This is a genomic window from Mycobacterium sp. IDUB_3, assembly GCF_055419585.1.
Map to the genome: position 1 here is coordinate 41,251 of NZ_JBVAXZ010000002.1, position 26,001 is coordinate 67,251.

The following is a 26,001-nucleotide window of genomic DNA, read 5'->3' on the forward strand; positions in this document are numbered from 1 at the left end:
AGGGTGTTGCGTTCGTACACCTTATTGGGGGTCCCCGCAGCTGCTAGCGTCGGCCGCACCACGTAGGAGGGACGCGGGGATGAATCAGCCCATCGCCGTCGCCAAGCCCCCAAGCGGGCACTGGATCGACGCATATCCCGAACTCGGCCGCGGCCCCGTGTCGCTCGAAGATTGTGTATCCGAAGAGTTCTACGAGAAGGAACGCGAGCACGTCTTCAAGAAAACCTGGCTCTACGTCGGGCGAGTCGAACGGGTCCCGCGCTCGGGCAGCTATTTCACCCGCGAGTTCCGATTCCTGAACACCTCGATCATCATCGTGCGTGGCAAGGACCAGGTGATCCGCGCCTTCCACAACATCTGCCCGCACCGCGGCAACAAGATGCTGTGGGAGGACGACCCGTTCCAGGAAGTGTCCGGCCGCGCCCCGTTGCTGTACTGCCGCTTTCACGGGTGGCGCTACAAGCTGGACGGAACGCTGCACTCGGCCACCCGCAAGGACCTGCTGCTGGACTTCGATGCCGACAGCTGCCAGGTGCCGGCGGTGCAGTGTGAGGTGTGGGAAGGCTTCATCTTCATCAATCTCAACCCGAACAACACCGAGCCGCTGAGGTCCTTCCTCGGCGAATTGGCCCATGGCATCGAGGGCTACCCGTTCGACGGCCCGCACCAGGTCTACAAGTTCTCGGCCGAATTGCAGTGCAACTGGAAGATTTTCGTCGACAGCTTCGCCGAGAGTTACCACGGCCCGTACCTGCACGCATCGTCGTTCGGGGCTCTCACCGCGGAGGCCAGAGACGCGTTCGACCAGCCCAACCCGTTCACCGACGCACTGGGCTACCAGCTCGTCGGCCCGCACCGGATGTTCTCGTTCTCCGGTGAACCCTCGCAGAGGACGCCGTACTCCAAGCCCATCGAATGCGTGATGGAAGCCAGCGCCGCGGGCCCCTGGAACAAGAAGGTTGATCGAGGGCCGATGCCCCCGGGGATCAATCCCACGCGGTCGGAGAAGTACGGCTTCGACTCGTTCCAGTTCTTCCCCAACTTCGTCATCATCTTCGGCGCATCCGGCTTCACCACCCACGCTCACTGGCCCACCGGCCCGCACTCGCACGTGTTCGAAGTCGAGATGTTCTATCAGCCGCCGAAGACGCACAGGGAGAGACTCGGTCAGGAACTCACCGTGACCTTCCTCAACGACATCATCCTCGAGGACGCGAGCCCGTCGGAGGGCCTGCAGGCGATGCTCAACAGCGGTGTGCTTACGCATTTCACGATGAATGACGAGGAAATCCTGTTGCGCCACCTGCACAAGGTGGTCGGCGATTACGTTGCGGCCGGCGAGGCGGCGAAGGCGGGTCAACGATGAGTGCGGTTCTGCCGAAAGAGTTCTCGCAACTCGAGCACCTGGTGCCCGAGTGGGCGATCGAGGATGGTCACCAGCGCTACGTCAAACGCGTGAACAGCTCCATCGAGGAAATCCGGGCCTTCTACGAAGAGGTGTTTCCGCACGCCGAGGAAGCCGTCGCCTACATCGACAAGTTCGACTACTCCGAGCCGCTGCCCGACGACGTCGCCAATCTGCGCAACCTGCTCTACTCGCTGATCACCGTCTCGTTAGCGGTCGAGCTATGGAAGCAGCCGCGGGTAAAGCATTCGGCCAACACCATTCTCACGAGAATCAGCTGAAACCATGGACCTCACTTCTGCGCAGCTGGAGATCGTCGACCTTACCCCGAGAATCGGCAGCGAAATCCGAACCGATCTCGACACGTTGTTGAGCGGGCGGGAGGCGTCGACGATCCGCGACGTTCTCGAGCGGCGCGGTGTGGTGTTCTTCCGCGGGCTGGACATCGGTGACGAGGAGCAAGTCGCCATCGCCAAGACCCTCGGCACGGTGGTCGCCAACGAGGGACAGGGCGGCATCAACAAGATCTCGCTGGACGAAAGGGTCAATCAGCGCGCCAAATACCTGCAGGGCTCGATGTTCTGGCATTTCGACGGGTCGCTGCAGCCGCTGCCCAATCTGGCCACGCTGCTGCGCGCGGTGCAGCTCTCCGAGACCGGTGGCCAGACCGAATTCTGCAACACCTACGCGGCCTACGATGACCTTCCGGATGCCGACAAGGACGCGATTGCGGAGCTGCGCGTGGTGCACAGCGCGGAGCGCTCGCAGTATTACGTCACCCCGGAGATGAGCTACGACGAGGTGGCGTTCTGGCAGAAGTCGCCAACGAAGGCGTGCCCGATCGTGTGGACGCATCAATCCGGCCGCAAATCCTTGCTGTTGGGCGCGACCTCGGATTACGTGATCGGCCTGCCGGTAGAGGAAAGTCGCGCTCTGCTTGCGCGGCTTCGTGATTGGGCCACCCAGCCACAGTATGTTTATCAGCATCAGTGGCAGCCCGGCGACCTGCTCATCTGGGACAACACCGGGACCATGCACCGGGTGTTGCCGTATTCGGTGGACAGCGGCCGCCTCATGCACCGAACGATTCTCGCGGGTGAAGAGCCCCTGCAGTGAAGCTCGGCATCGCCACCCCGGTCGTCACCAATGTCGCTGGAGCGCCCCTGGAATGGGAGAGGGACGCCGGCATCGAGGACATCGGCCGGGTCGCGGAGGTCGCGGATCGGCTCGGCTATCACCACATGACATGCAGCGAGCACATCGGCATGCCCTCGACCGAATCCGGTCGGCGCGGAGCTCGCTACTGGGATCCGCTGGCAACATTCGGTTACGCTTCGGGGCGCACCAAGCGAATTCGCTTCGCCACGATGACGTTGGTGCTGGGGTACCACCATCCGCTGGCGATCGTAAAGCGTTACGGCACACTCGACCACGTCAGCAATGGGCGGGTGATCCTCGGTGTGGGCGTCGGTTCGCTCAGAGAGGAGTTCGACCTCCTCGGTGCGCCTTTCGACGACCGCGGCGCCCGCGGCGATGACGCCCTGCGGGCGCTGCGGGCAGCCTTGCCGAGCAATGAGCCGGCGTATCAGGGTGAGTTCTACTCGTTCGGCGGGCTGACCGTGGACCCGTGTGCGGTACAGCCGCACATGCCGGTCTGGGTCGGCGGGCGCACACGACGTTCGCTGCGGCGGGCGGTCACCCTCGCGGACGGTTGGTGTCCGTACTACGTGTCGATCCACACCGCCGCGGACTGGTTGCGGCAGTTCGAATTACCGCCGAATTTCGAAGTGGTGATGCCTGCGGAGCAACCCCTGGATCCGGCCGCGAAACCGGAAGCGACACAGGACACGTTGCGGGAGTTGGCCGACGGCGGAACCACCACCCTTTCGGCTCGCTTCGTCCACCATTCGTTGCAGCATTATCTCGAGCAGCTGCACGCATTGATCGAACTGCACCGCGAAACCTTCGGTGCGGACGCGCAAACGCAGTAGACAGGAATCCGATGACCGTCAGGATTGCCGACGACCTGTACTACGACCCGTGGGACGTCGACCTCAACACCGATCCCTATCCGATGTTCCGGCGCATCCGCGAGAACGCACCGCTGTACTACAACGCCGAACATGACTTCTATGCGCTGAGCCGGTTCGACGACGTCAACCGGGCACTGGTCGACCATCAGACCTTCAGTTCCGCACGCGGCGTGGTGCTGGAGATCATCAAGGCGGGCATCGACATTCCGCCGGGACTACTCATCTTCGAAGATCCACCCGTGCACGACATCCACCGCAGCTTGCTCTCCCGCGCGTTCACGCCCCGCAAGATCAATGCCCTCGAGCCGATGATCCGCGAGTTCACCCAGCGTTGCCTGGACCCGCTGGTCGGCGGTGACCGCCTGGACTTCGTCCAGGATCTCGGCGCCATCATGCCGCTGCGCGTGGTGGGCATGCTGTTCGGCATCCCAGAGGACTACCAGCGCCGAGTCCAGGAGGACGGCAAGAAGTTCGTCCGCACCAGGCGTGGCGGACGGATGACGGATAACACCGATGCCAAGCTCGCCGACGGAGAGGTGTTCGCCGACTTCATCGACTGGCGCACAACCCATCCCGCCGACGACCTCACGACGGAGCTGCTCAACGCCGAGTTCGAGGACGAAAATGGCGTCACCAGGAAACTGCACCGCGACGAACTGCTGATGTTCATGAAGGTCGTCGCCGTCGCCGGCTCGGAGACGACGACGCGGTTGATCGGCTGGTCGGGCAAGCTGCTGTCCGAGCATCCCGATCAGCGCCGCCGGCTGGTCGACGACCGATCACTGCTGCCCGGCGCCATTGAAGAGCTCCTGCGTTTCGAGCCACCTGCGCTGCAAGCGGCGCGCTACGTCACGCGCGACATCGAATTTCACGGCCAGACCGTGCCGGAGGGGAGCGCGATCCTGACTCTGATCGGCGCGGCCAACCGCGACGAACGGCGGTTCGGTGAGAACGCCGAATCGTTTGATGTGACCCGGGTGCCGCGCCAGCATCTGACGTTCGGGGTGGGCGCCCACTACTGCCTCGGCAACGCGCTGGCACGGATCGAGGGCCGAATTGCCCTGGACGAGATCATGAATCGGTTCCCCGACTGGGAGGTTGACCTCGACGCCGCGGTGTTTTCGTCGTCGTCGGCGGTGCGCGGCTGGGACAGCATGCCGGCCCGCGTCTAGTCCCGCTGCCGTCAGTGGGTCCTTGGCACTGGGCGCGGGGGGCAAGCTGGCCCGACCGACGAGGAGCGCCTCAGGTGTTTTCGTCGATCCACGTGGTGGTGAAGCGCAGCATCTCGGGGATGCCTTTCGTCAGATCGGCTCCGATGGTTTTCTCGAGCTTGCCGCCTACCAACGGGATCTTGACCTCCACCCTCATGGCGAAGTGCAGTTGTGAACCGCCGTCATCCGTGGGCGCCAGCCGGGTTTCCGCCCGGCCCGACCCCAACCCGCCGGACGCCGAGACGCTGACGTGCCCGCGCACCTGGCGGTCGCCGTCCGGTCGCCAGGTCTCGGTCTGGACGATCTTCACGTCACCGGTGACGAATTTGGCGACCAGCCCGGGGAGGATCTGACGGCCCAGGTGCTGGGTCGTGCGCACCGTCACCGTGCCATCGGCGTCGGTCACCAGCGAATCCAAGGTGGTCTCGGCGGCGCCGGCCGCGATGCGGGCCAGCCAATAGTCCTCGCGACCGAATGCAGCATGAATTTGCTCGACGGTGGCGGACGACTCGGTCGAGACGTCGAATGAGCGCGACATATCCACCCATTCTTGCAGAGGCCCGGCTCACGGCCGCTCAAAGTGCTGGTAGTCGACCGGCGACGTCCAGTCGCCGCCCCACCGCCACCCGTGTTCCGTGAAGACGCGCACGGCGGGGTCCCCTCCGTGCAACAGCCCCGGGTTGCTGCGGCTGCGGTCCAGATACTCCGCCGCGTTGTGCGGTTGGAAACTGCCGTCGGCGTAGACGCACGGGTTGAGACGTGGGTTCAGATCGATGGCCCGACCGTAGGCGTGTTCGGACCAGTGCTCGCTCCCCGGGATGCCGCGGCAGTTGAACGCCGACGTGTTGTCGTCTTCCATCGAGAGCTCGTCGTCGGCGGCCGGGTAGCGGTCCGCCGTGCGGATCTTCTCGATCGGAAACTTCAGCCGGTAGAGCTGCGCGAAGGCCGTGATCACCTCCGGCACCAAGTCTTGGTGCACGATCAGCTCGCCGCGGTGGGGCCGGCCGTCGAAACCGATGTGGTCAACCTCGACGCGTCGTAGCTGCGCGGGGTCCACCGGGCAGCCCGGCCGCCAGCTCGCACCGAGCTCCGCGGCGGTGACCGGGCGAACGTCACTACCGGCGGGCGCCGACGACGCGGTGGACGATGGCCTGGTCGCAGGGGGTGGCGGCGCGCCGCCGCATTGCGTCAACATGGTCCCGGCCGTCAGCGTGCCCGCCAGCACGGCAACCCATCGCCTGCCGGAGGTCACTGGGGATGGGTCCTCACCGCTTGCTCCATCGCGACACGACCATCGCGACCGGGTGTCGCGAGACAGTCCGGCGTCAACGCTACTGCAAGCGGCTCCTAATCCGGTGCGCAACAGCCCCTTTGCGTCGACGCTGAACGCACGGTGGATGCCGCCGGGTCGTCGACTTACCCTTGCCATATGCCGGTAGTCAGTGGCAGGTGGAAGTTCTGGCCATCCTCGCTACGCAAGATCGTCGTGGTCGCAATTGTGTTGCTCGCCCTCATCGCGGTTTCTCCGTGGACCTTTACGGCGCACACACCGGTAGCCGACCGCCCACAGCAGCCCACACAGACGCCGCAGCCCGCGCCGCTGCCCGCTGCGGCTCCCGCGTTCGACTTCGCGGCCATCTCCAAGCTGATGGACGACGCGATCGCTGCAGACGGGCTGCCGGGCGGTGTAGTGGTGGTCGGCCACGGCGGCAACGTCGTCTTCCACCAGGCCTATGGGTCGCGCAAGCTCGCGGGCGAACCGGGGCTTGATGGATCGCCCGCACCCGCGGAGCCGATGACCGAGGACACGATCTTCGACATGGCGTCATTGACGAAGTGCCTCGCAACAGCGGTCGCCATCATGCAGCTCTACGAACAGGGCAAGGTCGCGTTCGACGATCCGGTGCAGAAATACCTGCCCGAGTTCAACACGACGAACGATCCACGACGCGCACAGGTCACGGTGCGCATGCTGCTGACCAACACGTCCGGCGAGGGGATCGACGTGAGCCTGGCAGACCCGTGGGGACTGGGCGGACCCGACAAAGCGGAAGGCATTCATCGCGCGCTCACCACGCCACTGCAGTCGGGACCGGGTGAGGTTTTCCGATACTCCGACATCAACTACATCCTGCTGGGCGCGCTGCTCGAGAAGACCACGGGCGAGGCCGAGGACACGTACGTCCAACGCAATGTGTTTGCGCCGCTGGGGCTGCAAGACACCCGTTACCTTCCCGCGGCCAAAGCCTGCGGCCCACACGTGGTGCGCGGGGCGGCGGTTGCCTGGGCCCCCGCGGCGACCGGAGGCCCTTGTCCCGCAGGGGCATGGGACACCAGCCTGCTGCCGCGCATCGCGCCGACTGCGCGCGACGAGGAAAGCAGAGACGACCCGAGCAAGAATCCGGATTTCTTCGCCCTGCTTCGGGGTACCGTGCATGACCCGACGGCGCGCAGGATGGGGGGCGTCGCCGGCAATGCCGGCATGTTCTCGACGGCGCACGATGCCAGCATCTTTGCGCAGGCGCTGCTTGACCGGCTCGCCGACCGCCCGAGTGAGTTCCCCTTGCGGCCAGAAACTCTCGAGATGATGACGGCTCCTCAGCAGCCCGGCCATACCGCCGAACAAGTTGCAGCGGCAAACCGTGCCGCTCAACGAGCTCACACTCCGACCTATCCGGCGATCGGGGGACAAAGCCTGTTTGGTTTCGGCTGGGACATCGACACGGCCTACTCCAGGCCGCGCGGGACAATCTTTCCCGTCGGCAGCTTCGGCAACACCGGGTTCACCGGAACCACGCTGTGGATAGACCCAGGTTCGAATACCTACGTTATTCTGCTCTCGAACTCGATCCACCTACGGGGCAGCCCGCCGATCTCAAACCTGCGGGGTGCGGTGGCCACGGCTGCGGCGCAGGCCTTGCACCTCTACGGCGCCGCATTACCGCTCTCGACGCCTGCCCCACGGAAAACCCCATAGCAGCTTGTCATTTCACGCAGGGAATGCCGTCGGCGGTCATGCGCGAGAGGTTGGTAACGGCTGGTTGCTCGGTGCCGGAGCCGGTGGCCGGCACCGTGGTGACCGGTGCCGCGGCGGTCGTCGTCGTCGATTCCGACGTGGAACCGCGGGTCTGGTCAAACCGGAAGAAGTCGGTCCCGACCGTCAGCCGCACCGTGTTGCCGGCGACGGTGTCGGATGCGGTCGCCGTTATGTCGTACTGGTCGGCGAGTTCGGTGGCCGCCACCTTCGCGCCGGCCCCGTAGGCAATGGTGCTCGTCTCGGTGGTGGAGTCGGCCGTGCTGACCTTTCCTTGACTGAATTTCCCAGTCGCCAAGAGCATTTGGACACTTGCCGCCTCGCCCTGACGGCCCGAGGCGTTGACGACGTCGAGCGCGACGCCACCGGGGGTGCTCTGCGCACCGCTGTCCGGTTGCGCTGCCGTGGTGGGGTAGCTGGTCGACGGTGCGGTAGACGAATCGGCGCCCACCAGGTTGTGCACGATGGAGCGGATGGTGGGTATGTCGATGAAGTTCACATAGGCGCCGTTTGAGAGTTGACCGAAGCCGGTGACCGGTAGTGTGTACAGCACCACCGGTCTGCTGGGGTACGCCAACGCATTACGAACGAATTCGTCAAAGTCGAATCCGGCGTCGACGGCGACGTTCTGCTTGGCGACGCCCAACAGGGCGTGCAGTTTGGTGGGGTCCGACAATGTCCCGCCGCGGCGCATCGCGCTGACCACCGAGACGATGAAGGCCTGCTGGCGCCGGCTTCGATCAAGATCGGTGAACGCCGCGTCGTTGGGATCGCGGCGTTGCCGGACGAAGGCCAATGCCTGAGTTGCGCTGATCTGTTGGACGCCTTTGTGAAAGTCCGCCCCGGAGTAGTACCGGTCGGACGTGTCCTCGCTGAGGCACACCGTGATCGGTTCGACCACCCGGGCGAGTTGGAAGAACCCGGCAAGGGTGACTTCGATGAAGTGATCGATCGGGATTTGCAGAAGGCTTTTGACGGTGCTGATTTCGGCTTTGCGGCCCGCCTCCCGTGCCGCCTGTTCCCTAGCCGTCGAGTCTTGCCCTTGGGGCGCAGTCGGATTCGGCTGCGAGCCGGCCGAACCATGGCCGGCCATGACCCGCTGGTAGGCGTAGCTGTAAGCCTCCTTGATCTTGCCGCGGCAATCCGAGGTCGGGCAGCCGGCCAGATCGACATAATCGTCGCGCGGGATCGAGATCGCCGTGGCCGGACCGCCGTCGGCAGGCAGGTGCACCACGATCAGCGCGTCGGAATCGCCGTCAGCCGAATCCTCATTACCCGCGTGCAGCGCGTCATAGATGTCGGGCGGCAGCGGCTGCCCGTGCTGGTCACGGCGGCTGTCCAAGCCCATGATCAGGATGTTCTGGTCGCTTCCGGTCGACGCTGGTTCACCGGCCAATGCATCGGATTTGGTGATGCCCGCCGACGCGCTCCGATAGGCGTGCCAGGCGATCCCGATAACGGCGACCACCACCAGCGATATCGACGCGGCCAGCACCTTGGCACCGGCCACCATCCTGTGGTTGCGGTGCAAGCGATTCCGGGGCCCGGCCGTCGGTGAATCTGCTTCTTCGCCGGGCGGGCCCGCTCGACGCGTCATGACAGATCTGAGAATAGCCGGGTTGCGGCGCTTCAAACCGGGGAACGCGGCTCAACTCCCAACAGCCGCAACGGATGCAGGCCGTCGACGTTGCCGACGAACGGCGGATGGATGCTGTAGCCGAGCATCCGGCGAATGTCATCGGAGACCGCCCGCGCGATGTCGCGCGATATCGACAGGGTGTAGGCCTCCATCGGCCGCAGCCACGGTTGGCAGTACTGGGCTGTGACGGCGAGGCGCTCGCGGGCGGTGTTGTTGGCACCCCCGCCGTGCCAGAGGGTGCCGACGAACAAGACGCACGATCCGGCGGGCATCACGACGGGTAGGGCCTGGTCGTCGGGGCCCGGCCGGCGCTTGCCCCAGCGGTGACTGCCCGGGTAGACGATTGTGGCCCCGTTGTCGGCGGTGAAGTCGTCGATCGCCCAGATCGTCGCTGCCGCCAGCGGTTCCCGGGGGCGCGGAATCGGGTAGAAGCCGTCGTCGTGGTGCGCCAGCTGCGCGGCCTCGCCGGGCTGAATGTTGATGGCCTGCAACGCCGAAAGCAGGTAGTTGGGCATCAGCAGCCGATCGAGCACCGCCAGCACCCGCGGGTCATCGACCAGCGGATCGCACACCCGGGTCCTACTCAGCACGCTGTAGATGCGCTGGGTGCGCAGGCCCTCGAAGGAGTTGCGTCCGGTGTGGCCCAGCCAAGGACGCACGGCCTCACGGATCTGCGAGCACTGCTCGGAGCTGAGCAGGTTCTCCCAGATGACGTAGCCGTCGCGATCGAGTGCCGCCATGTCGGCCTCGACGATCGCGCTGTCCACCGCACTTCCACCGGTCGGCGTCCGCTTGTACCGCTGCGCCAGATCGCCCCGCAGGTCCTCCAGCGTGGTGAAGGAGTCGTCGTCGATGCTCATTGGTGCTCGTCCTTAGTCCACTGGCACTTCTGCCCACAGTAGGCCGAGTTCGGCTCAACCCACACCCAAATCGCCGTCCGGTGAACCTCGAAGGCCGGTGATGAACCGTTGCACGCTGCGCGTCAGCGACCGAGGGACGTGGTCGGGATCCATCAGGTCGTTCTCCGCCAGCGGGCCCGCCTCGTTGGCGACGGTCCGCTCGGTGAAGGGCCGCAAAGTCTTGCCGTCTCCGCGGAGTGCCTCGATCGCCTTCAGCACCGATCGGTGTTCGCCGACCGCGTCTTCGAACTCGCCGACCGAAACCCCGAGATGCTCTGCTATCAATTCGCTTCGCACCAAAGCGATTTCGCGGCGTAGGTCATCATGTTCGGAATTGGCCGGCTGTGCCTCGATCGCGACGTCGCATTCGCTGTCGAACCCCATCGAGCGGTTGTTGAAGTTCGACGAGCCGATGCGCAGCAGCCGATCGTCGACCACCAGCACCTTGGAATGCACGTAGATCGGCGTCCCGCCGTCGGTCGCCGGCCAATAGACGCCCAGCCGGCCGTGATCGTCGGCTTCCCACAGCAGCCGGATGAGGCGGTGGCGGGCGCTGTCCATGGTTCCGCGCTCGAGCGGGTTATTGCCTCTGCGGGCCAGCACGATGACGATCTCTGGACCGTCGTCCTCGCGCAGCCGCGCGGCCAGCGCCTGGGCGATGGTTCGGGACGCCAGGTATTGGTTCTCCACATAGACCGTGTTGCGCGCCGCCGCGATGGCGGCCAGGTTGAGCGCCTCCACCTCCCGCACCTCGGGGCGGTCTTCGAGCTTCGGCACAGTACGTGCGATTCCGACGTCGACGTTGCGCAGGTTCGGTTCCAGCTTGCTGGGCCAGGTGCTGTGCTTGGCCTCTACCGGCGACAACGAGCGTTTCGTCGCGGTCTGCCACCTGGTCATGGCCTGCTCACCCAGGGCCCGGGCGGCCGCACCATCGACGGCCAAGCCGACGTCGTGCCGCGGCCCGTAGCTGCGCCCGGACGTGCGGCGGTGATGGTTCTCATGCGCGTGCGCACGGGTGTCCCATCGTTCTAGCGTCAGATCGATGCCGCCGCAGAACGCCGCCGCATCGTCGACGACCACGATCTTCTGATGATGCACGGAGCCGATCGGGTGGGCGCCGTCGATAGCGAAATGCATTCGCCTGCTGCTGATCTGGTTGAGCAGCGACACGGGGGTGAGGCCAAACCAGATGCCGTCGAACGCCGGCAGCAGACGCAGATTGGACTTCAGCAGGTAGATGTCCAGGCCCGGCCGTTTCCACAACATCCAATAAAGGAAAGCCCCCAGCTGGTTCGGCCCGGGAAGCGTCTTCTCGCCCCGCTCGAACGCCACCCTGGAATCGAAGTCCCAGCCGATCAGCATGATCCGATGGCGGGCGCGCAGCATCGCCGCCTTGACGTGCTTGAAGTAGTCGGCCGCGTCGATGATGGTGGCGAATTGGCCGGCCCGTGCCGTGCGCCAGCAAGTCTGGCCGGGACTCAGAAGCCGATCGTCGTGCACGCCGGGCCTCTCAACCAAGTTGCTGGGACAGCGCGGACATAGGCACTGTGTACCACATCGACCTCGGGTGTCGGGATTCGTGCGGAATCGGCGCCCGGCGGCCTAACGTGGGCGTTTGCCGCCGTTATGCACAGCCGGAGGGGTTCGGCAGGACAGGGGTACCGATCTATATGAGGATGAAGCGATGCGAATGCTGCTAGCGCTTGCGGGCTGCGCTGCCCTCGCGGGTGCGGCCGCGCCCGCGTACGCCGACCCGGTCGGCACTTCGGGAGCGGACGCGAGCTTCATCGCCGCGCTCAACCAAGCGGGCATCACCTACCGGGACCCGGCTGCGGCCGTCGAGGTGGGTAAACGGGCATGCCAACTGATGGACGAGGGCAGTCCCCAAGTCGACGTGATCAAGAGCGTGTCGTCGAGCAATCCGGGATTCACGGTGGACGGCGCCGCCCAGTTCACCATGATCGCGGCGAGCGCCTACTGTCCCCAGCACCTGGGGCAGCACGTCAACCAGGCACCGCAGCCCGCGCCGACGCAGCAGTCATCGCCGGCGATCAACCTTCCGCCGGTCACGCCGGGCGCGGCCTAGCGGCCGGTATGAGTTATGCCGCGGCCTCGAGGGTGAGCAGGATGCGTTTGGCTTCTACGCCTCCGAGATAGCCGCCCATCGCGCCGTCGCTGCGCACCACGCGGTGGCAGGGCACCACGACCGGTAGCGGATTGGTGGCACACGCACTGCCGACGGCGCGCACCGCGTTGGGATTGCCGGCCAGCTTGGCCACCGCGGCATAGCTCGCGGTGTGGCCGTAGCCGATCTCGGGCAGATGACGAAGCACCGTGTTGCGGAATCCGGCGGAGAGCCGCCAGTCCAGCGGCACGCTGAAGTCCTGGCGCTTCGCGGCGAAGTACTCGTCGAGTTGCCTTGCGGCCGTATCGAGGCGGCCGGGTGCGAGCAGGATGCGTGGGCTGATCCTGTCGGCGAGGTTTTGCAGGACGGCGTCGTGTCCCTCGCTGGCGTAGGCGACGCGGACGAGACCGAGTTCGGTGGCCGCGATGAGCAAGGCGCCGACCGGGCTGTCGACGACGCGGTAGGCGATGTCCAGCAGGCCCTGGGCTTGCGCGGCGGTGGCGAGCCTTGCGTGCAGTGCGCCCAGGTCGTCGGCGGTGGCGTCGGTGATCTGCGCCAGGTCGCGGTTCAATTCGTGTTCGTTGATCATCGGTGTTCTCCTGTCCCGGTCGGGCCGGCGGCGACGCCGGGGTATGTCCGTCTGAGGGTCGCGATGCCGTCGGCGGCGGCGCGCCGGGCGGCGTCGGGAGTGCCGCCGAGGATGGCGGCGATCTCGGAATAGGGCAGGCCTGCCAGGTAGTGGTAGGCCACGGCCTGCTTCTGCTTGGCGGGCAGCCGGGCCAGCGCGGTGGCCAGGTCGTCGTCCCTATCGGGATCCGCCGGGCCGGCAGTCTCGGGGACGGCGTCGGTCGGCACCGCGCGTCGGGCCCGGGCCCGGGTGAGGTCGATCGCTTTGCGGTGCGCGATGGTGACCAGCCAGGCCTCGACGTTGGCGTCGGCGGGCAGGTCGGGGTAGCCGCGCAATGCGGACAAAAAGGTCTCCGACCAGGCATCGTCGGCGTCGACCGGCCCGACGATGGCGCGGCATACCCGCAGTACGGCGGGACCGTGGTCGACGACCACCGCCTCGAACGGTCGTTTGGCTGTCACGCTGTGTAGACGTTTCGCCGGGGGAGTTTGTGAGATGGCCCCAGTGTCGAACACCGGGGCGGCGGAGGAGCGACTACACCGACTGGAAGCTGCGCTCCACCTCCGAGCGGCTGCGAACCTGATCGCTGCCGAGCACGTAGGTCGGCAGCGTGTGGGGGACCGTGGTGCCGCCCTTCACCCTGGCCTGGGCCTGCCGGAATTCGGGGGCCGGGCCGGATGCGGCGTGGATCCCGTTGATGATCGACCACACCGCGGTGCGACGGGCGGTGCGTTCGACGATGTTGCGATCGCGATGCTGCAGCATCTGCTTGGCCCATTTCGGCATGGTGTCGCGGATGGCCCAGTCGACGGCCGCCTGCGGCATCGGCACGTTGGGGCCGGTGCCCATCGCTTTGCCATGGGTGACAGCCAGTTTCGGCAAGTAAGACTCCAGACATTCGAGCGTCTCGGCCTTGGTGGTCGGCAGGCCGGTGCCCCCCAGCGCGTGGCCCACCCGGACGAACTCACTGTAGTAGCGGTCGAGGTTCTTGCCGCGCAACGGCATTGGGTGATAGAGCTCGTGCGCGGTGGCCAGGCCCCACACGACCGTCGCGTAGTTCCAGCGCAGCCACTCGGGGTCGTCGGCGTCGTAGCGGGCACCGTCGGGGCGAGTGCCCTTGATGGTGTGGTGCATCGCGCGCACGGATTTCGCCAGGCGCTCAGCGGTTTCCGTCGACCCGTATGCCGTACCGATGAAGAACGCGACCGAGTGGCCGAGCCGCGTGGCGGCGCCTTCGGGATCGATCTGGGGCACTTGCGATATCGGGTTGCCGTTGCTGTCCCGCTTGATCAGTCGCGAGTGGTGCATGCCCATCCAGTAGATCGACGGGTCCAGGGTCTCCATGAAGGCGGCGCACTGCAGGCCGAAGATCAGCGCGGGCAGGTGCGAGTGCACACGCCACACGGCACTGTCGGGGCCGAACCACCCCGGATCGCCGACGGGCGCGGCGAACTCCATGCCGCGGAAAAAGTACCGCCGCATGTTGTCGTCCAACTGCTTGTTGATCAGCTGCCCGACGATCTGGTGTGGCAGAAACACAGCGCACTCCCTCGAAAATTCTGGTCACGACTGTAGCCAGAATAAGTTTTGGCTACAGGTGTGACAAGACCCGGGCCATCCCGACTTACGCTGTAGGGATGTCGAGTCCCACCCGGTGGGCCGGTATACCGCTCAAGGACCGCCGCGCCGAGCGTCGTGCGCTGCTGGTCGATGCCGCCTATCGGCTGTTCGGCAGTGGCGGTGAGGCGGCCGTCTCGGTGCGTTCGGTGTGCCGCGAATGCGGGCTGAACACGCGGTACTTCTACGAAAGTTTCGGCGACACCGATGATCTGCTCGGCGCGGTCTACGACCGGGTGAGTGATCAGCTCAGCGAAGTGATCGAGGCCGCCATCGAACAGGCGGGAGATTCGCTGGGCGCCAGGACCCGGGCCGGCATCGCGGCGGTGCTCGGCTTCTCGTCCGCCGATCCGCGCCGCGGCCGGGTGCTGTTCACCGACGCGCGCACCAACCCTGTGCTGGCCGCCCGGCGCCGCGCCACGCAGGACATGCTGCGCGCGGGCGTGCTGACCGAGGGCTGGCGCCTGAATCCCGATTCCGATCCGGTGGCCGCCGAGGTGGCCGCCGCCCTGTACACGGGCGCCATGGCCGAGCTCGCGCAGCAGTGGCTCGCCGGGCATTTGGGCACTGACCTCGATGTCGTCGTCGACTACGCGCTGAAACTGGTGCTGCGGTAGGGAGCGGTTATGGGCGGAATCCAACACGCGATGGACCCGGTCCGGCGCATCCTCGGGCTCAAGGTCAGCGTCGGCGGGCTGATCGAGCTGGGGTTGTGGCTGTTGATCCCCTACCTGTGTATCGGGTTCGCGTGGACCGCTTTTCACCCCGAGCAGACCCAGAGAATTCAGGCGCGGATAGAAGCCGTGTCGCCCACCGCCGCCGACGCCGTGGCCTTCGGGGTGGCCACCGTGCTGTGGCCGGCGTCACTGCAGATCGCCGATTCCTGCCCGGCGCCGTGAGCGACTCTCGGGTGGAATGCGTGCACGATCGGACGGATTGCTCCTAGGCTCTCAGACCATGTCCATCGACCGGTTAGGCCTTCTTGCGGGCACCATCCGACTTGCCTCTGGCGTTTCCTTCCTCGTCGACCCGCTGCGGGCGAACAAGTTGTGGGGGGACCCGGACGAGCCGACACCGACCGCGCAGCTGTTGTTGCGGTCGATGGGCTATCGCGATGCGCTGATCGGTGGCCTGCTCGCTTCGGCGGCGCTGCGGGGTAAGAACACGCGGGGTTGGTTCCTGGCCTCCGCCGGTGCCGACGTGGCCGACCTGGTCGGCGGGTTGAGCGTGCACAGCGAGCTGAAGCCCTCGCAGCAGATCATCGGCCTCGGCGGTGCCGCCGTCGGCGTCGCCGCCGGCCTCTGGGGCGCGATACGTCCGAGGCCCCGTCAGGGCAGCCGGGCGGTGCCCGAAGAACAGCCGAGATACCGAGCGAATCCGTAAGTCTTTGCTGCCCTAGAACACGATGCAATCGGTACGCTCATTGCGTGCCGGAGACAGCGTATGCAGACTGCGGCGATCTCTGTCTCGCGTACCAGGTGTATGGCGACGGCCCAATAGACCTTGTCTTCGCTGGCTCATTCGTAAGTCACGTGGAAATGTTCTGGACGGTGCCCCAGTTCGAGGCGTTCATGGTGCGGTTCTCCAGCTTCTGCCGGGTGCTGCTGTTCGATAAGGCCGGGGTGGGCCTGTCCGACCCGGTTCCGAAAGTGCGCACGCTCGAGGATCGAGCGGCCGAGATCGAGGCGGTCATGGACGCAGCCGGCTTCGGGGAGGCGGTGTTGTTCGGGGCGAGTGAGGGTGGCCCCGCCACCATGCTGTTCGCCGCGACCCGTCCCGAACGGACGCGGGCGCTGGTCATCACCGGAGCCTCAGCGTTCGCCGGGTGGGGGACTTGGGACGACATGGAAAGCGACCCGGCTGCGCTCCGGGAACGGATGGCGCCTCTGTTGGGTGACGCCTATACGCCGTCCGTGGATCAGGTCGCGAGGTTCCAGACGTTCGGCAGGGCAATTCGCTCTTCGTGGGGCAGCGGTCAAGCGCTTCGGGCCCTGTTGCCGTCGATCCGCTCGACGCGCCAGCTCGCGATGCTGGAACGCATGAGCGCCAGCCCGGGAATGGCGCGCGCGACAATGGAATCCGCGTTCTCAATAGACGTCCGGGCGATTCTGCCGACGATCAGCGCGCCCGCTCTGGTCATCCATGCCACGAGCGATCTGGTCCCGTTGCAGTTCGGCCGGTATATCGCCGAGCACATCCCGAATGCGCGGATGTTCGAAGTGAATGGCAACGACCACGTACCGTGGCTCGCCGATCCGGACCGGATCGCAACGGTGATCGAGGAGTTTTTGACCGGCAGCCATGGCGCACCATCGCAATCACAACGCGCCCTGCGTACCGTGCTGTTCACCGACATGGTGGCATCGACGGAACGCGCCGCAGCGGCCGGTGACGAACGATGGCGTGCGGTCCTGCAGCGGTTCACTGAGATAACCAGCCAACTGACTGAGCGATTCGGCGGGAAGGTAGTCAAGAGCACCGGCGACGGTCACCTCACGACCTTCGACGGGCCGACCCAGGCGATCCGCTGCGCCGAGGCCTTACACGACGAGGCCGAGAAACTGGGTATCGAGATCCGCGTAGGCATCCACACGGGGGAGTGCGAATTGCTCGGTGCGGATATCGGAGGCATCGCAGTCCATATCGCCGCGCGCATCCTTGCTCTGACCGGCGCGGGCGAAATCCTCGTCTCCAGCACCGTCCGGGATCTGGTGGTCGGCTCGGGAATTCACTTCGAGGATCGTGGCAGCGTGCAACTGCGCGGTGTGCCGGGGACGTGGCAGATTCTCGCGGTCGATCCTCAGGGCGCGGACGCGTCATCGCGCGAGGTGCAGTTAGCGGCTGCGCCCACACCAGGTCCTCGAACGTCGATGCGACGATCGGACCGGGCGGTAGCGGTGCTGGCGCGGCGCACCCCGTGGATAATGCGCGGAATGGCGCGTTTGGTCCCGGTCACCGAGCGCGGCCAAGCAGCCGCCGGAACGACGTCGCGCTGACAGGCAAGCGATCATGCTGTTGACTGAGCGTCATGGGTTTCGGTGTGCTGACATTTGTTACCGACGACGGCGTTGGTCCCGTGGAGTTGGGGGAGGCGCTCGAGCAGCGCGGTTTTGAATCGCTCTTTATCGCCGAGCACTCGCACATCCCGGTCGACGCGAAGACCCCGTATCCGAGTGGCGGTCCAATTCCGCCGAAGTACTACCGCACGCTGGATCCGTTTGTGGCGCTGACCGCCGCGGCGGTCGCCACCGAGCGGCTCGTCCTGGGCACCGGGATCGCCCTGGTGCCCCAGCGAGATCCGATCCACACGGCCAAGGAGGTGGCGTCGCTGGACCTGGTGTCGCAGGGGCGTTTCCGATTCGGCGTGGGTATCGGATGGCTGCGTGAGGAGATCGCCAACCACGGCGTGAATCCCTCGGTCCGCGGGCGCGTCGTCGACGAGCGGCTTGACGCGATGATCGAGATCTGGACTCAGGAAAAAGCGGAGTATCACGGCGAATTCGTGAACTTCGACCCGATCTACAGTTGGCCCAAGCCGGTCCAGAAACCCTATCCGCCGCTTTACCTCGGCGGCGGACCGGCGGGCTTCAAGCGCATCGCCCGGCTGAACGCGGGCTGGCTGTCGATGACGGGATCGGCAGGGGAATTGTCTTCTCCACTCGAGCAATTGCGTGATGTGGCGGGCAAGGACGTGCCGGTGATCCACTTTCATGGCGGCAAGCCGACGGCGAAAGAACTCGAGGCTTATCGCGAACTGGGAGTGCAGCACCTTTTGGTGGATCTGCCGACCGAGCCTCGCGATGAGACACTACAACGCCTCGATGAGTTGCGGGCCGAGCTCGCCAAGGTGTCCTAAGGTCAAGTGCCGCAGAAGGTTTGATATTTGCCGAAGTCCTCGGGGGCGGGTGCGGCGTAGCGCTCCAGGCCGGGCCGTTCCGTATAGGGGTCTGTCGCTGCGGCGAGCAATTGCTGCAGTGGGCCGAGCTCGCCGGCCGTCGCGGCGATAAGCGCCTCCTCGACGAGATGGTTGCGCGGAATGTAGATCGGGTTGGTGCGATCCATCGTGTTGGCGTCGGGACCCAGTGCCCGCCAACGCGTCAGCCAGGCGTCAAAGCCGGCGAGGTCGGAGAACAATCCGCGCACGGGTTCGGCATCGGATTTGGCATCTCCACGCGCCGCCTGGCTGAGCCCGCGGAAGAACGAGGTGTAGTCGACGTGGTTCTGCTTGAGCAGCAGAAGCAGTTCCTCGACCAGCACCGTGGCGAGTTCGGCGTGGACGCCGTCGGGTAGGCCGAGTTTGGCGCGCATCCCGGAGCCCCACACGGCGTCGTAGCGGGTCTGGAAAACACCGAACGACTGTTCCGCGAGCGCGATGGCCTCCTCGGTGTTCTCCGCGAGCAATGGAAGAAGCGTCTCGGCGAAGCGGGCGAGGTTCCATCCGGCCACGACCGGTTGGTTGCCGTAGGCATAGCGTCCCCAGAAGTCGATCGAACTGAAGACGGTGTCGGGGTCGTAGGCCTCCATGAAGGCGCACGGCCCGTAGTCGATCGTTTCACCCGAGATGGTGGTGTTGTCGGTGTTCATCACGCCGTGGACGAATCCGATCAGCATCCATTGCGCGATCAGCGACGCCTGGACGGCAACCACCGCTTCGAACAGGGCCAGGTACGGGTTGTCCGCCTCGGCGGCACCGGGGTGGTGACGGGCGATCGCGTGGTCGGCGAGGCGGCGCAGCAGGTCCTCGTTCCCGGTGGCCGCGGCGAACTGGAAGCTGCCCACCCGCAGATGACTGCTGGCCACGCGGGTGAGCACTGCGCCCGGCAGTGTTTCCTCGCGATGGACCGGCCGTCCGGTGCCCACCACCGCCAGCGAGCGCGTCGTCGGCACGCCCAGCGCGTGCATCGCCTCGCTGACGATGTATTCACGCAGCATCGGCCCCACCGCGGCCAGGCCGTCGCCGCCGCGGGCGAACGGCGTGGCACCGGAACCCTTGAGGTGGATGTCCCGCAGCCGCCCGTCGCAGTCGGTGAGTTCGCCGAGCAGCAGCGCACGCCCGTCGCCCAACCGCGGAACGAAACCGCCGAACTGGTGACCGGCGTAGGCCTGGGCCACCGGGGTGGCCCCGTCGGGCACCGAGTTGCCGACCAGGAAGCGCAGCCCGTCAGGGCCGCGCAGCCAGGCGGCGTCGAGGCCCAGCGACTCGGCCAGCGGCTCGTTGAGCGCGAGCAGCTGCAACTCGGGGAACGTCTCCGCCTGCCAGCGGACCGCCATCTCCGGTAATTCGCGGAAGAACCGATCTTGGAGAGCAACGGTGGTATCCGGGGCAACGCTCATCTCATCGAGCCTACGGAAACCCGAAGGCGCTATCCGAGTGCTTTGCCGATGAGGTCGCGGGCGCGGTCGAGCATCGACGCGAACGGCCCGAGCGCGAAGTTCAGCTTCGCCGATTCCACGCCGGGGTGCGGGCGCGTCGGAGCGATCGCCTCAGCGGCGCGTACCGCCGCCCCCATTCGCTTGAGGTCGTTAGCATCTACCTTGCGATTCAAGACGGGGAATTCCTCGTCCTCCTCCTGCCGCGCGTGCTCAAGCACCGCTTCGCGCAATTTGGTGAGCTCAGCGATGAACTCGTCGGAGGTGATGTCGAGCTTTTCGATCGCCGACAGCAGTTCCTTGGCTTCATGCTCCTCTTTGAGACGCGCGTCGACGATGGCGTCGCCGGCAGCATCGTCCTCGCGCCGCACGCGCGGATGCACCACCATTTCCTCGGCCGTTTCGTGGACGGCCAGCAGCTGGCGCAACGTTGTGAACGGCTCCTCGCGCGCCTTGGGATCTGTAGCGTGCAGCACCTGGTCGAACATGTCCTCGATGAGGTTGTGCTGCGCTTTCAGAAACGCGACGACTTCGTCGGGCGACTCGATGATGAGGTCTGCCATCGCCGATACCTCCTGTGATTGGGGGGAAGTGGGAGACGCACATTGGGCTGTGTACGGCTTGAACGAGGCATACCCGCTGCACAAGTGGTCAAACGGACGCTGCGCTCCGCGCGACGCTCTGAGCCCCGAGGCAACAAATCAGAATCCACTGCGGCACAAGGTGTTTGTGTAGCAGCGTCGAGCACCCAGCAAGATCCCCGTCAGCTGCGTCGTAACTGACGGGGATCTTGGGGCTAGTGCAACGGGTTTTAAACGCGGGGGTCCCGGGTGGCGGCGGGTCCGACGCCGGTGCCGGCGACGTGGTCCTTCCGGCGCATCAGTCCGGCAAGTCCGCCCAGGCCCAAGAGGCCAACGAGGCCCCACAGCCCGTTGTTGTCGCTGTGGTGGTCACTGCTGTTGTTGCTGTTGTCCGCCAATGTCGTGGTGGTGGACGACGGTGCGGGCGCACTCGGACTGGCGGCGTTTGCGACACCGGCCCCACCGAACAACAATGCCCCGCTGGCTGAAACGATTGCTATGGCCCTACGCATATCTACTCCTTGTGGGTTTTCTCGGTCGAGCCCAGAGACGGGTGACCGAGACGCAGTTCGGGACCAGGTTGCTCTAGCCTCCGCAGGATCCGACGCACGACCGACGGTCGTAACGTGGTGAAGGGTGTTCTACCCCGGCTAGCCACGGTGGAAACGCGTCGAGCGGGCCCGTTTCGTTTGCTGGATGCCCCGGGCGAGGCCCGGCTCCGGCGGGTTTCCGGGCAGAAGCGAAAGGTGACACGGCCGTCCGGCGTGAGTTCCCACCCGGTCGGGCTACGGTAAAGGAGCCCAGGACCGCAACCACGAGAAGGCGACAGATCAGCGGACATGTACGAACAGGTCAACAGCACCGCCGCCGAGCCCGAAGACATAGGTTCTCGCATCGACCCGGTCCTCGCCCGGAGTTGGCTCCTGGTCAACGGTACGCATGCCGACCGCTTCCAATCAGCGGTGAACTCGCGCGCTGACATCGTCGTTTTCGACATCGAGGATGCGGTCGCGCCCAAGGACAAGAACGTCGCCCGCGACAACGTGGTGGGCTGGCTGGCTGCCGGCAACGTCGACTGGGTCCGCATCAACGGCTTCGGCACCCCCTGGTGGGCCGAAGACCTGGCCGCCCTGGCCACCACCCCGGTCGGCGGGGTGATGCTGGCGATGGTCGAATCGGTCGACCACGTGACCGAGACCGCGAAGCGACTGCCCGATGTGCCGATCGTGGCCCTGGTGGAAACGGCCCGGGGCCTGGAACGCATCACCGAGATCGCCGCGACCAAGGGCACCTTCCGGCTCGCCTTCGGCATCGGCGACTTCCGCCGTGACACCGGCTTCGGGGACGACCCGGCCACCCTGGCCTACACGCGATCACGGTTCACCATCGCCTCCAAAGCCGCCGACCTGCCCAGCGCGATCGACGGGCCGACCATCGGGTCCAATCCGCTGAAACTGATCGAGGCCACCGCGGTGTCCACCCAGTTCGGGATGACCGGCAAGATCTGCCTGACGCCGGATCAATGTGCCGTCGTCAACGAGGGGCTATCACCGTCGCAGGACGAAATCTCTTGGGCGAAAGAGTTTTTCGCCGAGTTCGAACGGGACGGGGGAGAAATCCGCAACGGCTCCGATCTGCCCCGCATCGCCCGGGCCACCAAGATCCTGGAGCTGGCCCGCGCGTACGGCATCGAGGCGTTGGACATCGACGAGGAAGAGCGCGATCACTCGCCCGCGCCGTCGGATACCTATCACTACTGAGCCGTGGCAAAGGGACGTGGGCGGCATGTCGAGCGAGTAAGACTCCGACGCGCAGGTCCACCTCGCTGGTGATCGTGAGTGTGGATGGCGGCACCACCGACCAACGCGCCGCTACGCTGGCAGGGTGAGCGCCAAGGGCCGGATCCGGGTGGCGCGGGTCTACGACGACGTCAGCCCCGACGAGGGCCAGCGTGTGCTGGTCGACCGCGTCTGGCCGCGAGGGGTACGCAAAGACGATCCGCGCGTGGGCATCTGGTGCAAGGACGTCGCCCCGTCGAAGGACCTCCGCGAGTGGTACCAGCACGATTCGGACCGGTTCGACGAATTCGCGGCACGCTACGAGCGCGAACTGCGCGACAGCAGCGCCCTGGACGAGCTGCGCACGCTCGCCAAGCGCGGTTCCGTCACGCTGGTGACGGCGACCCGCGACCTGGACATCAGCCAGGCGGCCGTCCTGGCCAAGCTGCTCAAACCTCACTGAACCGCGTTCGAACCAGCAACGTCGTAGGCTCGTCCCGTTGATATGACCAACCCGGACCCGATCCTCCCGCGGGAACTGACCGACCTTCCCGAGGCGATCCGCAGCGTCCCGCCACCGCCCATCCCGGAATTGCCCGCGCCGTACGGTCTGCGTGTCGCCGACCCGGACGACGACGCCGAGACGATCGCGGAGTGGATGAGCCGGCCGCATCTGGCCGAGGCTTGGGAGTCCAACTGGCCGGTGGCGCGGTGGCATCGCTACATGAAGGCGCAACTGGAGGGCGAGTTTTCTCGTCCGCTCGTCGCCGCGCTGGACGGAATCGACCGGGCCTATATCGAAATATACAGGGCAGCAAAGGATTCCATCGCCAGGCGGTATGAGCATGACCCCCACGACTTGGGTCTGCACGTCGCGGTCGCCGATCTGGACTACATCGAACGCGGGCACGTCAGTTACCTGCTGCCCTATCTGGTGGTCAGCACCTTCACCCTCGATCCGTTGTGTCGCCGCATCATGTTCGATCCCGATCACCGCAATGCGTTGGCACGCAAGTTCTGTGAGCGCAGCGGCTGCGCGTTTCTCGGCGAGCACGACATGTCGAATCGGCGGATGGCGCTATACGCGCTGCCCCGCACCCCCGAAGACGTCCCCCGTCAGTGCGACACCTGAACAGCCCATCAAAGCTGCTGTGCCAGCTGCTGTCCGATGAAGGCCGCCGCCTCACCGAGCAAGACGCTCACGACGATGTTGGCCAGCGCCGCGCGGAGTTGGCGTTCCTCGCCGAGCCGCTGCGTTTCCAGCATCCAGGTGGAGAACGTGGTGTAGGCACCGACGAAGGCGGTGCCGGCCAGCAGGGCCGCGTCCTTGTTCAACGCCAGGCCGCCGAGGAAGCCCAAAAGTGCTGCACCGCTGATGTTCACGGCAAGCGTGCCGAACGGAAACGGCCGGGAGAGCCGGCGCGCCAACGTGCGGTCGACGACGAAACGCAGCACGGACCCGATACCACCAATGAACACGACGCCGACCCAGACCAGAGCCGTCGTCACCGTCGCCGCGGTCATCGGCGCACCCGGACCCGGCGCACCAACTTGGTGGCAAGGTGCACCGCCAGCAGTCCGAGCACGATGCTGGTGACGGTGTAGCCGACGGCCAGGCCCCAGTGGCCGTGTTCGATCATCCTCAGCGTCTCGACCTGCATCGTCGAGAAAGTGGTTAAACCGCCGCACAATCCGGTGCCGAGAAGCGGCCGCCGATAGCTCGACGTCGGCAACCGCTCCAGCAGCCGGGTGGTGAAGTAGCCCACCAGGAACGCCCCGACGATGTTGACCGTGAACGTGGGCCACGGCCAGCTCGCCGGATCGCCGCCGGCGAGGGTGCTCAGCGCGGCACGGGCCAGGGAGCCCAGCGCACCACCGGCGAACACCGCGGCCAACTCGCGATAGTCCCGTTGAGCCACTGGCGTCGGTTCCCTTCGTTTGCCGGTGCGCTACGCAGCGTATGGCCGAAGTCCAGACCAGCGCAGCCCGGGGGACGCGGACACGGGCAGAATTGATAACCATGGTGGCCAACCCTCGCGCCGGTCAGCCGGCCCAGCCCGAAGACCTCGTCGATCTGCCCCACCTGGTGACGGCGTATTACTCGACTGCGCCCGACCCCGATGACGTCGCTCAACAGGTCGCCTTCGGCACGTCGGGCCATCGCGGGTCGGCGCTCAATGGCGCGTTCAACGAGGCGCACATCTTGGCGATCACCCAGGCGATCGTCGAGTATCGCGCCGCACACGGCGTGACGGGTCCGTTGTTCATCGGCCGGGACACGCATGGGCTTTCCGAGCCGGCCTGGGTGTCGGCAATGGAGGTGCTCGCCGCCAACGACGTCGTCGCGATGATCGATTCCCGCGATCGGTACACGCCCACCCCGGCGGTAAGCCACGCCATCCTCACCTACAACCGAGGCCGCACCGAGGCGCTGGCCGACGGAATCGTCGTCACACCGTCGCACAACCCGCCGTCGGACGGCGGCTTCAAATACAACCCACCCAACGGCGGCCCGGCCGACACCGACGCCACCAACGCGATTGCCAAGCGCGCCAATGAGATCCTGCGCGACGGGACTGGGGTCAAGCGCATTCCGCTGGCCCGGGCGCTGCGAACCGTGCAACGCCACGATTACCTGGGCAACTACGTCGACGACCTGCCCAACGTCGTCGACATCGACGCCATCCGCGCGGCCGGGGTGCGCATCGGCGCCGACCCGCTGGGCGGGGCCAGCGTGGACTATTGGGCCGAGATCGCCCAGCGGCATCGCCTGGACTTAACCGTGGTTAATCCGCTGGTCGACGCGACCTGGCGGTTCATGACCCTCGACCACGACGGCAAGATCCGGATGGATTGCAGTTCCCCGGACGCGATGGCGGGGCTCATCGCTAACCGCGATCGCTATCAGATCGCCACCGGCAACGATGCCGACTCCGACCGGCACGGGATCGTCACGCCCGACGAGGGTCTGCTCAATCCGAACCACTATCTCGCGGTGGCCATCGAATACCTCTATACCCGGCGGCCGTCGTGGCCGGGCGGCATCGCCGTCGGCAAGACCGCCGTCAGTTCGTCGATGATCGACCGGGTGGTCGCCGGCATCGGCCGCAAACTGATCGAGGTGCCGGTCGGATTCAAGTGGTTCGTCGACGGGCTGATCGGCGGCACCATCGGCTTCGGTGGCGAGGAGTCGGCCGGGGCGTCGTTCCTGCGGCGGGACGGCTCGGTGTGGACCACCGACAAGGACGGCATCATCCTGGCGCTGCTGGCCTCGGAGATTCTCGCGGTCACCGGGTCGAGTCCGTCGCAGCGCTATCAGCGGCTGACCGCCGAGTACGGCACGCCGTTCTATTCGCGGGTCGACGCGCCCGCCGACCGCGACCAGAAGACCCGGCTGTCGAAGCTCTCCGCCGACCAGGTGACCGCGACGGAATTGGCGGGGGAGCCGATCACCGCGAAGCTGACCGCGGCGCCGGGCAATGGCGCACCATTGGGCGGATTGAAGGTGACGACGGCCAATGCGTGGTTTGCTGCGCGGCCGTCGGGAACCGAAGACGTGTACAAGATTTATGCTGAATCCTTCATTGGGCCTGAGCATTTGGGCCAGGTGCAGGAAACCGCGCGCGAGGTGGTTAATAAAGTCATTGGGTGACCTTTTCCCTCCGTCGTGCCCGCTCGGGG

29 protein-coding genes are annotated in these 26,001 nt (G+C 66.0%); 16 read left to right on the forward strand and 13 right to left on the reverse strand.

Annotated features, from left to right (window positions below):
• Window positions 1-79: 79 nt before the first annotated feature.
• The 5 genes from ACZYVJ_RS21010 to ACZYVJ_RS21030 are packed head-to-tail and all read left to right on the forward strand — an operon-like array spanning window position 80 to window position 4,610.
• Window positions 80-1,366, forward strand: a complete 1,287-nt coding sequence (locus ACZYVJ_RS21010; protein ID WP_463833139.1) for an aromatic ring-hydroxylating oxygenase subunit alpha — start codon at window positions 80-82, stop codon at window positions 1,364-1,366.
• On the forward strand, window positions 1,363-1,686 hold the full coding sequence (locus ACZYVJ_RS21015) for a hypothetical protein (protein ID WP_463833140.1): 324 nt from the start codon (window positions 1,363-1,365) through the stop codon (window positions 1,684-1,686). Before ACZYVJ_RS21010 ends, ACZYVJ_RS21015 begins: the two co-directional genes overlap by 4 nt.
• A 4-nt stretch (window positions 1,687-1,690) precedes the next feature.
• The gene (locus ACZYVJ_RS21020; protein ID WP_463833141.1) at window positions 1,691-2,521 is read left to right on the forward strand and encodes a TauD/TfdA dioxygenase family protein; all 831 of its coding nucleotides are present in this window, start codon (window positions 1,691-1,693) and stop codon (window positions 2,519-2,521) included.
• Window positions 2,518-3,396, forward strand: a complete 879-nt coding sequence (locus ACZYVJ_RS21025) for a TIGR03619 family F420-dependent LLM class oxidoreductase (protein WP_463833142.1) — start codon at window positions 2,518-2,520, stop codon at window positions 3,394-3,396. The genes ACZYVJ_RS21020 and ACZYVJ_RS21025 overlap by 4 nt, the downstream gene beginning before the upstream one ends.
• 11 nt (window positions 3,397-3,407) lie before the next feature.
• Window positions 3,408-4,610 (forward strand): cytochrome P450, encoded by a 1,203-nt coding sequence (locus ACZYVJ_RS21030; RefSeq protein ID WP_463833143.1) that lies wholly within the window; start codon window positions 3,408-3,410, stop codon window positions 4,608-4,610.
• Between the two features lie 70 nt (window positions 4,611-4,680).
• Here ACZYVJ_RS21030 and ACZYVJ_RS21035 read toward each other — a convergent pair whose 3' ends face one another.
• Both ACZYVJ_RS21035 and ACZYVJ_RS21040 read right to left on the reverse strand, forming a co-directional pair.
• Window positions 4,681-5,187 (reverse strand): DUF2505 domain-containing protein, encoded by a 507-nt coding sequence (locus ACZYVJ_RS21035; RefSeq protein WP_463833144.1) that lies wholly within the window; start codon window positions 5,185-5,187, stop codon window positions 4,681-4,683.
• Window positions 5,188-5,214: 27 nt separating this feature from the next.
• Entirely contained in the window at window positions 5,215-5,844 is a 630-nt protein-coding gene (locus ACZYVJ_RS21040) for a M15 family metallopeptidase (RefSeq protein WP_463833801.1), read from the reverse strand.
• Window positions 5,845-6,078: 234 nt separating this feature from the next.
• Between ACZYVJ_RS21040 and ACZYVJ_RS21045 the strand changes: the two genes are divergently transcribed.
• Window positions 6,079-7,626, forward strand: a complete 1,548-nt coding sequence (locus tag ACZYVJ_RS21045) for a serine hydrolase domain-containing protein (RefSeq protein WP_463833145.1) — start codon at window positions 6,079-6,081, stop codon at window positions 7,624-7,626.
• A 7-nt stretch (window positions 7,627-7,633) separates the two neighbouring features.
• Here the strand turns inward: ACZYVJ_RS21045 and ACZYVJ_RS21050 are convergent, their stop codons facing one another.
• The 3 genes from ACZYVJ_RS21050 to ACZYVJ_RS21060 all read right to left on the reverse strand — a co-directional run bounded on the left by ACZYVJ_RS21050 (window position 7,634) and on the right by ACZYVJ_RS21060 (window position 11,721).
• Window positions 7,634-9,196, reverse strand: a complete 1,563-nt coding sequence (locus tag ACZYVJ_RS21050; RefSeq protein WP_463833802.1) for an LCP family protein — start codon at window positions 9,194-9,196, stop codon at window positions 7,634-7,636.
• A 116-nt stretch (window positions 9,197-9,312) separates the two neighbouring features.
• On the reverse strand, window positions 9,313-10,182 hold the full coding sequence (locus ACZYVJ_RS21055) for a phytanoyl-CoA dioxygenase family protein (protein ID WP_463833146.1): 870 nt from the start codon (window positions 10,180-10,182) through the stop codon (window positions 9,313-9,315).
• A gap of 54 nt (window positions 10,183-10,236) precedes the next feature.
• Complete coding sequence (locus ACZYVJ_RS21060; protein WP_463833147.1) at window positions 10,237-11,721, reverse strand: phospholipase D-like domain-containing protein; 1,485 nt, start codon at window positions 11,719-11,721, stop codon at window positions 10,237-10,239.
• Window positions 11,722-11,905: 184 nt separating this feature from the next.
• Between ACZYVJ_RS21060 and ACZYVJ_RS21065 the strand changes: the two genes are divergently transcribed.
• Entirely contained in the window at window positions 11,906-12,307 is a 402-nt protein-coding gene (locus ACZYVJ_RS21065) for a DUF732 domain-containing protein (RefSeq protein WP_463833148.1), read from the forward strand.
• A gap of 13 nt (window positions 12,308-12,320) precedes the next feature.
• Here the strand turns inward: ACZYVJ_RS21065 and ACZYVJ_RS21070 are convergent, their stop codons facing one another.
• The 3 genes from ACZYVJ_RS21070 to ACZYVJ_RS21080 form a co-directional block, all read right to left on the reverse strand.
• A complete protein-coding gene (locus tag ACZYVJ_RS21070; protein WP_463833149.1) occupies window positions 12,321-12,935 on the reverse strand; it encodes a methylated-DNA--[protein]-cysteine S-methyltransferase in 615 nt (204 codons plus the stop codon).
• The gene (locus ACZYVJ_RS21075; protein ID WP_463833150.1) at window positions 12,932-13,435 is read right to left on the reverse strand and encodes an RNA polymerase sigma factor; all 504 of its coding nucleotides are present in this window, start codon (window positions 13,433-13,435) and stop codon (window positions 12,932-12,934) included. Before ACZYVJ_RS21075 ends, ACZYVJ_RS21070 begins: the two co-directional genes overlap by 4 nt.
• 73 nt (window positions 13,436-13,508) lie before the next feature.
• On the reverse strand, window positions 13,509-14,513 hold the full coding sequence (locus ACZYVJ_RS21080) for an oxygenase MpaB family protein (protein ID WP_463833151.1): 1,005 nt from the start codon (window positions 14,511-14,513) through the stop codon (window positions 13,509-13,511).
• 98 nt (window positions 14,514-14,611) lie between these two features.
• On the opposite strand from ACZYVJ_RS21080, the gene ACZYVJ_RS21085 reads away from it, so the two are divergent.
• The 5 genes from ACZYVJ_RS21085 to ACZYVJ_RS21105 are packed head-to-tail and all read left to right on the forward strand — an operon-like array spanning window position 14,612 to window position 18,447.
• The gene (locus ACZYVJ_RS21085; RefSeq protein ID WP_463833152.1) at window positions 14,612-15,208 is read left to right on the forward strand and encodes a TetR/AcrR family transcriptional regulator; all 597 of its coding nucleotides are present in this window, start codon (window positions 14,612-14,614) and stop codon (window positions 15,206-15,208) included.
• A gap of 9 nt (window positions 15,209-15,217) precedes the next feature.
• A complete protein-coding gene (locus ACZYVJ_RS21090; RefSeq protein WP_463833153.1) occupies window positions 15,218-15,490 on the forward strand; it encodes a hypothetical protein in 273 nt (90 codons plus the stop codon).
• Window positions 15,491-15,548: 58 nt separating this feature from the next.
• Entirely contained in the window at window positions 15,549-15,974 is a 426-nt protein-coding gene (locus tag ACZYVJ_RS21095; protein WP_463833154.1) for a DUF4267 domain-containing protein, read from the forward strand.
• Window positions 15,975-16,018: 44 nt separating this feature from the next.
• Window positions 16,019-17,587, forward strand: coding sequence for an adenylate/guanylate cyclase domain-containing protein (locus tag ACZYVJ_RS21100; RefSeq protein ID WP_463833155.1), 1,569 nt, complete (start codon window positions 16,019-16,021; stop codon window positions 17,585-17,587).
• Window positions 17,588-17,619: 32 nt separating this feature from the next.
• Window positions 17,620-18,447 carry an LLM class F420-dependent oxidoreductase gene (locus ACZYVJ_RS21105; RefSeq protein ID WP_463833156.1) on the forward strand — a complete coding sequence of 276 codons (828 nt, stop codon included), beginning with the start codon at window positions 17,620-17,622 and terminating at the stop codon, window positions 18,445-18,447.
• A 2-nt stretch (window positions 18,448-18,449) separates the two neighbouring features.
• Here ACZYVJ_RS21105 and ACZYVJ_RS21110 read toward each other — a convergent pair whose 3' ends face one another.
• From ACZYVJ_RS21110 to ACZYVJ_RS21120, 3 genes are all read right to left on the reverse strand, one after another.
• On the reverse strand, window positions 18,450-19,925 hold the full coding sequence (locus tag ACZYVJ_RS21110; RefSeq protein ID WP_463833157.1) for a protein adenylyltransferase SelO: 1,476 nt from the start codon (window positions 19,923-19,925) through the stop codon (window positions 18,450-18,452).
• A 29-nt stretch (window positions 19,926-19,954) separates the two neighbouring features.
• Complete coding sequence (locus tag ACZYVJ_RS21115) at window positions 19,955-20,524, reverse strand: hemerythrin domain-containing protein (protein WP_463833158.1); 570 nt, start codon at window positions 20,522-20,524, stop codon at window positions 19,955-19,957.
• Window positions 20,525-20,772: 248 nt separating this feature from the next.
• Window positions 20,773-21,054: a WGxxGxxG family protein gene (locus tag ACZYVJ_RS21120; protein ID WP_463833159.1), complete on the reverse strand. Its 282-nt coding sequence runs from the start codon at window positions 21,052-21,054 to the stop codon at window positions 20,773-20,775.
• Window positions 21,055-21,381: 327 nt separating this feature from the next.
• Here ACZYVJ_RS21120 and ACZYVJ_RS21125 point away from each other — a divergent pair, with 327 nt between their 5' ends.
• The 3 genes from ACZYVJ_RS21125 to ACZYVJ_RS21135 all read left to right on the forward strand — a co-directional run bounded on the left by ACZYVJ_RS21125 (window position 21,382) and on the right by ACZYVJ_RS21135 (window position 23,452).
• Complete coding sequence (locus ACZYVJ_RS21125) at window positions 21,382-22,302, forward strand: HpcH/HpaI aldolase/citrate lyase family protein (protein WP_463833160.1); 921 nt, start codon at window positions 21,382-21,384, stop codon at window positions 22,300-22,302.
• Between the two features lie 124 nt (window positions 22,303-22,426).
• Window positions 22,427-22,783, forward strand: a complete 357-nt coding sequence (locus tag ACZYVJ_RS21130) for a DUF488 domain-containing protein (RefSeq protein WP_463833161.1) — start codon at window positions 22,427-22,429, stop codon at window positions 22,781-22,783.
• Between the two features lie 42 nt (window positions 22,784-22,825).
• Entirely contained in the window at window positions 22,826-23,452 is a 627-nt protein-coding gene (locus ACZYVJ_RS21135; RefSeq protein WP_463833162.1) for a GNAT family N-acetyltransferase, read from the forward strand.
• An 8-nt stretch (window positions 23,453-23,460) separates the two neighbouring features.
• On the opposite strand, the gene crcB (ACZYVJ_RS21140) is transcribed toward ACZYVJ_RS21135, so the two are convergent.
• Together crcB (ACZYVJ_RS21140) and crcB (ACZYVJ_RS21145) are read right to left on the reverse strand one after the other, a co-directional pair.
• A complete protein-coding gene (gene crcB, locus ACZYVJ_RS21140; protein WP_463833163.1) occupies window positions 23,461-23,844 on the reverse strand; it encodes a fluoride efflux transporter CrcB in 384 nt (127 codons plus the stop codon).
• Complete coding sequence (crcB, locus tag ACZYVJ_RS21145; RefSeq protein WP_459967168.1) at window positions 23,841-24,239, reverse strand: fluoride efflux transporter CrcB; 399 nt, start codon at window positions 24,237-24,239, stop codon at window positions 23,841-23,843. The genes crcB (ACZYVJ_RS21140) and crcB (ACZYVJ_RS21145) overlap by 4 nt, the downstream gene beginning before the upstream one ends.
• A 101-nt stretch (window positions 24,240-24,340) precedes the next feature.
• Here crcB (ACZYVJ_RS21145) and pgm point away from each other — a divergent pair, with 101 nt between their 5' ends.
• Window positions 24,341-25,972: a phosphoglucomutase (alpha-D-glucose-1,6-bisphosphate-dependent) gene (gene pgm / locus ACZYVJ_RS21150; protein ID WP_463833164.1), complete on the forward strand. Its 1,632-nt coding sequence runs from the start codon at window positions 24,341-24,343 to the stop codon at window positions 25,970-25,972.
• Window positions 25,973-26,001 lie beyond the last annotated feature (29 nt).

Coding starts and splice junctions, on each gene's coding strand:
- ACZYVJ_RS21095 (WP_463833154.1), top strand. CDS start 15,549: ATGTCCATCGACCGGTTAGGCCTTCTTGCGGGCACCATCCGACTTGCC.
- ACZYVJ_RS21135 (WP_463833162.1), top strand. CDS start 22,826: ATGACCAACCCGGACCCGATCCTCCCGCGGGAACTGACCGACCTTCCC.
- ACZYVJ_RS21050 (WP_463833802.1), bottom strand. CDS start 9,196: ATGGTGGCCGGTGCCAAGGTGCTGGCCGCGTCGATATCGCTGGTGGTG.
- ACZYVJ_RS21020 (WP_463833141.1), top strand. CDS start 1,691: ATGGACCTCACTTCTGCGCAGCTGGAGATCGTCGACCTTACCCCGAGA.
- ACZYVJ_RS21040 (WP_463833801.1), bottom strand. CDS start 5,844: ATGTTGACGCAATGCGGCGGCGCGCCGCCACCCCCTGCGACCAGGCCA.
- ACZYVJ_RS21120 (WP_463833159.1), bottom strand. CDS start 21,054: ATGCGTAGGGCCATAGCAATCGTTTCAGCCAGCGGGGCATTGTTGTTC.
- ACZYVJ_RS21105 (WP_463833156.1), top strand. CDS start 17,620: ATGGGTTTCGGTGTGCTGACATTTGTTACCGACGACGGCGTTGGTCCC.
- ACZYVJ_RS21085 (WP_463833152.1), top strand. CDS start 14,612: ATGTCGAGTCCCACCCGGTGGGCCGGTATACCGCTCAAGGACCGCCGC.
- ACZYVJ_RS21065 (WP_463833148.1), top strand. CDS start 11,906: ATGCGAATGCTGCTAGCGCTTGCGGGCTGCGCTGCCCTCGCGGGTGCG.
- ACZYVJ_RS21035 (WP_463833144.1), bottom strand. CDS start 5,187: ATGTCGCGCTCATTCGACGTCTCGACCGAGTCGTCCGCCACCGTCGAG.
- ACZYVJ_RS21110 (WP_463833157.1), bottom strand. CDS start 19,925: ATGAGCGTTGCCCCGGATACCACCGTTGCTCTCCAAGATCGGTTCTTC.
- ACZYVJ_RS21070 (WP_463833149.1), bottom strand. CDS start 12,935: ATGATCAACGAACACGAATTGAACCGCGACCTGGCGCAGATCACCGAC.
- crcB (WP_463833163.1), bottom strand. CDS start 23,844: ATGACCGCGGCGACGGTGACGACGGCTCTGGTCTGGGTCGGCGTCGTG.
- ACZYVJ_RS21125 (WP_463833160.1), top strand. CDS start 21,382: ATGTACGAACAGGTCAACAGCACCGCCGCCGAGCCCGAAGACATAGGT.
- ACZYVJ_RS21045 (WP_463833145.1), top strand. CDS start 6,079: ATGCCGGTAGTCAGTGGCAGGTGGAAGTTCTGGCCATCCTCGCTACGC.
- ACZYVJ_RS21010 (WP_463833139.1), top strand. CDS start 80: ATGAATCAGCCCATCGCCGTCGCCAAGCCCCCAAGCGGGCACTGGATC.
- ACZYVJ_RS21055 (WP_463833146.1), bottom strand. CDS start 10,182: ATGAGCATCGACGACGACTCCTTCACCACGCTGGAGGACCTGCGGGGC.
- ACZYVJ_RS21090 (WP_463833153.1), top strand. CDS start 15,218: ATGGGCGGAATCCAACACGCGATGGACCCGGTCCGGCGCATCCTCGGG.
- ACZYVJ_RS21015 (WP_463833140.1), top strand. CDS start 1,363: ATGAGTGCGGTTCTGCCGAAAGAGTTCTCGCAACTCGAGCACCTGGTG.
- ACZYVJ_RS21115 (WP_463833158.1), bottom strand. CDS start 20,524: ATGGCAGACCTCATCATCGAGTCGCCCGACGAAGTCGTCGCGTTTCTG.
- ACZYVJ_RS21030 (WP_463833143.1), top strand. CDS start 3,408: ATGACCGTCAGGATTGCCGACGACCTGTACTACGACCCGTGGGACGTC.
- pgm (WP_463833164.1), top strand. CDS start 24,341: ATGGTGGCCAACCCTCGCGCCGGTCAGCCGGCCCAGCCCGAAGACCTC.